3 protein-coding genes are annotated in these 5,417 nt (G+C 72.0%); all 3 read left to right on the top strand.

Annotated features, from left to right (window positions below; genetic code table 11):
• The first annotated feature begins 292 nt into the window (after positions 1-292).
• The 3 genes from EHS43_RS36205 (at position 293) to EHS43_RS36195 (ending at position 5,350) form a co-directional block, all read left to right on the top strand.
• Positions 293-1,216 (top strand): LLM class F420-dependent oxidoreductase, encoded by a 924-nt coding sequence (locus tag EHS43_RS36205; protein WP_125194844.1) that lies wholly within the window; start codon positions 293-295, stop codon positions 1,214-1,216.
• Between the two features lie 130 nt (positions 1,217-1,346).
• A complete protein-coding gene (locus tag EHS43_RS36200) occupies positions 1,347-2,810 on the top strand; it encodes a 3' terminal RNA ribose 2'-O-methyltransferase Hen1 (protein ID WP_125194843.1) in 1,464 nt (487 codons plus the stop codon).
• Positions 2,807-5,350, top strand: a complete 2,544-nt coding sequence (locus tag EHS43_RS36195; protein WP_125194842.1) for a polynucleotide kinase-phosphatase — start codon at positions 2,807-2,809, stop codon at positions 5,348-5,350. Before EHS43_RS36200 ends, EHS43_RS36195 begins: the two co-directional genes overlap by 4 nt.
• Positions 5,351-5,417: the final 67 nt, after the last annotated feature.

Genomic DNA, 5,417 nt, shown 5'->3' with positions numbered 1-5,417 from the left:
GCCATCAGCTCCTCCATCTGCTGCAACAACCCCTTCGGCTGCCCGGCCCCCGCAGTCGGCGGCACGGTTTCTTCGGACATGACGGCCTCCTCGGCCCCAGGACCCACGCGGGTGACGGATGACGCACCGGCAACGACAAGCCGGCTCCGCCCGAGCCAACGATCACCACAGGGCCCGGTCACTGGCACGGAAAGCCCTCGCGCGCGCCAGAGGCCGAATTCACCCGCCCGGGGACGCGGAGGCCCCGGGGACCGGTGAGGCCACCGCTCACCCCTGCGTGCAGGATGGAGTCATGGATCTCCGCATCTTCACCGAACCCCAGCAGGGCGCGAGCTACGACACCCTCCTCACCGTCGCCAAGGCCACCGAGGACCTCGGCTTCGACGCGTTCTTCCGCTCCGACCACTACCTGAAGATGGGCGACGCCGACGGCCTGCCCGGCCCCACCGACGCCTGGATCACCCTCGCCGGCCTCGCCCGCGAGACCAAGCGGATCCGCCTCGGCACCCTCATGACCGCCGCCACCTTCCGCCTCCCCGGCGTCCTCGCCATCCAGGTCGCCCAGGTCGACCAGATGTCCGGCGGCCGCGTCGAACTGGGCCTGGGCGCGGGCTGGTTCGAGGAGGAGCACGCCGCGTACGGCATCCCGTTCCCGAAGGAGAAGTTCCCCCGCCTGGAGGAGCAGCTGGAGATCGTCACCGGCCTGTGGGCCACCGCGCCCGGCGACACCTTCGACTTCCACGGCGAGCACTACGACCTCACGAAGTCGCCCGCACTGCCCAAGCCCGCCCAGGACAGGATCCCCGTGCTGATCGGCGGCCACGGCAAGACCCGCACCCCGCGTCTCGCCGCCCGCCACGCCGACGAGTTCAACATGCCGTTCGCCTCGCCCGAGGACAGCGAGGCCCAGTTCAGCCGGGTCCGGGCCGCCGCCCAGGAGGCGGGCCGCGCGGCCGATGCGATCACCTTCTCCAACGCCCTCGTCGTCTGCGTCGGCAAGGACGACCAGGAGGTCGCCCGCCGCGCCGCCGCGATCGGCCGTGAGGTGGAGGAGCTCAAGACCAACGGCCTGGCCGGCACCCCCGCCGAGGTCGTCGACAAGATCGGCCGCTATGCCGCGGTCGGCTCCCGCCGCATCTACCTCCAGGTCCTGGACCTCGACGACCTGGACCACCTGGAGCTCATCTCCGCCCAGGTCCAGTCGCAGCTGTCGTAAATCGAAGGCACTGGTCGGAGCCCCTGTGGGAAGCTGAGGGCGTCGTCCTGCCGAGCCCCCGGGATCACCTTTCCGGGGGCTCGCGCGCGCACGGCACCCTGTACCGTCCACCGGCCTGGAAGGCCCGCGCATGTTCCTGACCGTCACCACGACCGGCACTCCCGAACACCCCGCCACCGACCTCGGCTTCCTGCTGCACAAGCATCCCGAGAAGGCGCAGGCGTTCTCCACCTCGTACGGCAGGGCGCATGTCCTCTACCCCGAGGCGGACGATCAGCGCTGCACCGCGGCGCTGCTCCTGGAGGTCGACGCGGTGGCACTGGTCAGGCGCGGCAAGGGCAAGGGACGCGGCGGGGCCCCGGACGCGGCGCTCGCGCAGTACGTCAACGACCGCCCCTACGCGGCCTCTTCGCTGCTCGCGGTGGCGCTGAGCGCGGTCTTCACCAGTGCGATGCGCGGGGTGTGCCACGCCAGGCCCGAACTGCCCTCGCAGCCAAGGCCGTTGCGCATTGAGGTACCCGCGCTCCCGGCCCGTGGCGGCCCGGCGCTCGTACGGCGTCTCTTCGAGCCGCTCGGCTGGACCGTGACCGTCGACCCGGTGCCGCTGGACGCCCGGTTCCCGGAGTGGGGCGACTCGCGCTACGTCCGCCTCGAACTGGAGTCCACGCGCCTCACCGTCGCCGAGGCACTGCGCCACCTGTACGTCCTGCTGCCCGTCCTCGACGACGCCAAGCACTACTGGGTGGCCTCCGACGAGGTCGACAAGCTGCTCAGGGCCGGTGAGGGCTGGCTGCCCCAGCACCCGGAGCAGAAGCTGATCACCAGCCGCTACCTGTCCCGCCGCTGGTCGCTGACGCGGGAGGCGATGGAGCGCCTGGAACTGGTGCGGCTCGCCGAGACCGACGACAGCGAGGTCGAGGACATCGACAACGCCGTGGAGGCGGAGACCGAGACCGAGGAGAAGCCGACCCCGCTCGCCGTCCAGCGCCGCGAGGCGATCCTGGCGGGGCTGCGCGCCACCGGTGCCGCCCGCGTGCTCGATCTCGGCTGCGGACAGGGCCAGTTGGTGCAGGCCCTGCTCAAGGACCCGAAGTTCACCGAGATCGTCGGCGTCGACGTGTCGGTGCGGGCGCTCACCATCGCCTCCCGGCGGCTGAAGCTCGACCGCATGGGCGAGCGGACGGCCTCCCGCGTCCAGCTGTTCCAGGGCTCGCTCGCGTACACCGACAAGCGGCTCAAGGGGTACGACGCCGCCGTGCTCAGCGAGGTCATCGAGCACCTGGACCTGCCGAGGCTGCCCGCCCTGGAGTACGCGGTGTTCGGCGCGGCCCGCCCGCGGACCGTCCTCGTGACGACCCCGAACGTCGAGTACAACGTCCGCTGGGAGTCGCTCCCGGCCGGACACGTCCGGCACGGCGACCACCGCTTCGAGTGGACGCGTGCCCAGTTCCGCGCCTGGGCGTCGTCGGTCGCCGAACGGCACGGCTACGACGTGGAGTTCACGCCCGTCGGCCCGGACGACCCCGAAGTGGGGCCGCCCACCCAGATGGCCACGTTCACCCAGAGGACCGAGAAGGAGGCGAAGGCGGCATGACCGAGACCCAGCGCACGGGACGGACCCTGCCCGTCACCGACCTCTCCCTCGTCGTCCTCGTCGGTGCCTCCGGCTCCGGCAAGTCCACCTTCGCCCGCCGGCACTTCAAGCCGACCGAGGTGATCTCCTCGGACTTCTGCCGGGGGCTGGTCTCGGACGACGAGAACGACCAGGGCGCCACGAAGGACGCCTTCGACGTCCTGCACTACATCGCGGGCAAGCGCCTGGCGGCCGGCCGGCGCACGGTCGTCGACGCGACCAGCGTCCAGTCCGACTCCCGACGGCAGCTCATCGACCTGGCCAAGCAGTACGACGTGCTGCCGATAGCCATCGTCCTGGACGTGCCCGAGGAGGTGTGCGCCGAGCGCAACGCGGGCCGCACCGACCGGGCCGACATGCCGGTCCGGGTCATCAAGCGGCACATCCGCGAACTCCGCCGTTCCCTGCGCCACCTGGAGCGCGAGGGCTTCCGCAAGGTGCACGTGCTGCGCGGGGTCGAGGACATCGAGCACGCCATCGTCGTCACCGAGAAGCGTTTCAACGACCTGACCCACCTCACCGGCCCCTTCGACATCGTCGGCGACATCCACGGCTGCGCCCTGGAACTGGAGTCGCTGCTCGGCAAGCTGGGCTACGTCGACGGCGTCCACCCCGAGGGCCGTACCGCGGTCTTCGTCGGCGACCTCGTCGACCGGGGTCCGGACAGCCCGGCCGTGCTGCGGCGTGTGATGTCGATGGTCAGGTCGGGCAACGCGCTGTGCGTGCCGGGCAACCACGAGAACAAGTACGGCCGTTACCTGAAGGGCCGCAAGGTCCAGCACACCCACGGCCTCGCGGAGACCATCGAGCAGATGGAGAACGCCACGGACGAGTTCCGGGCCGAGGTACGGGAGTTCATCGACGGTCTCGTCAGCCACTACGTCCTGGACGGCGGCCGGCTGGTGGTCTGCCACGCCGGTCTGCCGGAGAAGTACCACGGCCGCACCTCGGGCCGGGTCCGCTCGCACGCCCTGTACGGCGACACCACCGGTGAGACCGACGAGTTCGGGCTGCCGGTGCGCTACCCGTGGGCGGAGGACTACCGCGGCCGGGCGGCCGTGGTCTACGGCCACACCCCGGTCCCGGAGGCGACCTGGCTCAACAACACCATCTGCCTGGACACCGGTGCCGTCTTCGGCGGCAAGCTCACCGCGCTGCGCTGGCCGGAGCGCGAGCTGGTCGACGTACCGGCGGAGCGGGTCTGGTACGAGCCGACGAGGCCGCTGCGGTCGGAGGCGCCCGGCGGGCACGACGGCCGGCCGCTCGACCTCGCCGACGTGCACGGCCGCAGGGCCGTCGAGACCCGGCACCAGGGCCGGGTCGCCGTACGGGAGGAGAACGCGGCCGCGGCGCTGGAGGTCATGAGCCGCTTCGCGGTGGACCCGCGGCTGCTGCCGTACCTGCCGCCGACCATGGCCCCGACCGCGACCAGCCGGGTCGAGGGCTATCTGGAGCACCCGGCGGAGGCGTTCGCGCAGTACGCCGGGGACGGGGTAGAGCGGGTCGTGTGCGAGGAGAAGCACATGGGCTCGCGCGCGGTGGCCCTGGTGTGTAGGGACGCGGAGACGGCCCGCCGACGCTTCGGGGTCGACGGTCCGACCGGTTCCCTCTACACCCGCACCGGCCGCCCCTTCTTCGACGACGAGTCGGTGACGGAGACGATCCTGGACCGGCTGCGAACGGCGATCGGCGAGGCCGGACTGTGGGACGAACTCGCGACGGACTGGCTGCTGTTGGACGCCGAGCTCATGCCGTGGTCGCTGAAGGCGGCCGGTCTGCTCAGGTCGCAGTACGCGGCCGTCGGCGCCGCGTCCGGCGCGGTGTTCCCGGGTGCGCTGGCCGTGCTCCGGGGCGCCGCGGACCGGGGCGTGGACGTGTCGGACCTGCTGGCCCGCCAGCGGGAACGGGCCGACGCGGCAGGCGCGTTCACCGAGGCGTACCGCCGCTACTGCTGGACCACCGACGGCCTGGACGGCGTCCGCCTGGCACCGTTCCAGATCCTCGCGGTCCAGGGCCGCAGCCTCGCCGGGCTCCCGCACGACGAGCAACTGGCTCTGCTGGACCGGCTGGTGGAGCACGACGGCACGGGCCTGCTGCAGACCACCCGGCGCCTCCACGTCGACACCGGTGACCCGGAGTCGGTGCGGGCGGGCGTCGACTGGTGGCTGGAGATGACCGGCCGCGGCGGCGAGGGCATGGTCGTCAAGCCGCTCGGCGCGGTGGTCCGCAGCCCGGAGGGCCGCCTGGTCCAGCCCGGCATCAAGTGCCGCGGCCGGGAGTACCTGCGGATCATCTACGGTCCCGAGTACACCCGCCCGGAGAACCTCGACCGCCTGCGCGGGAGGTTCCTGAACCACAAGCGCTCCCTGGCGATCCGCGAGTACGCCCTGGGCCTGGAGGCCCTGGACCGGCTGGCGGAGGGCGAGCCGCTGTGGCGGGTGCACGAGGCGGTGTTCGGGGTGCTGGCGCTGGAGTCGGAGCCGGTGGACCCCCGCTTGTGAAGCGGTGGGGTGACCTCGCGGTCACCCCACGCTCATCCCACCAGCCGCAAGCGCTCCCCGCACACCC

This window comes from Streptomyces sp. RP5T, assembly GCF_003933965.1.
In the GTDB taxonomy this organism is placed as follows: Bacteria; Actinomycetota; Actinomycetes; order Streptomycetales; family Streptomycetaceae; genus Streptomyces.
This window is presented reverse-complemented; position numbering and strand designations above follow the sequence as displayed.

Excerpts from the sequence above, each read along its gene's own strand:
- EHS43_RS36205 (WP_125194844.1), top strand. The coding sequence starts at position 293 with ATGGATCTCCGCATCTTCACCGAACCCCAGCAGGGCGCGAGCTACGAC.
- EHS43_RS36200 (WP_125194843.1), top strand. The coding sequence starts at position 1,347 with ATGTTCCTGACCGTCACCACGACCGGCACTCCCGAACACCCCGCCACC.
- EHS43_RS36195 (WP_125194842.1), top strand. The coding sequence starts at position 2,807 with ATGACCGAGACCCAGCGCACGGGACGGACCCTGCCCGTCACCGACCTC.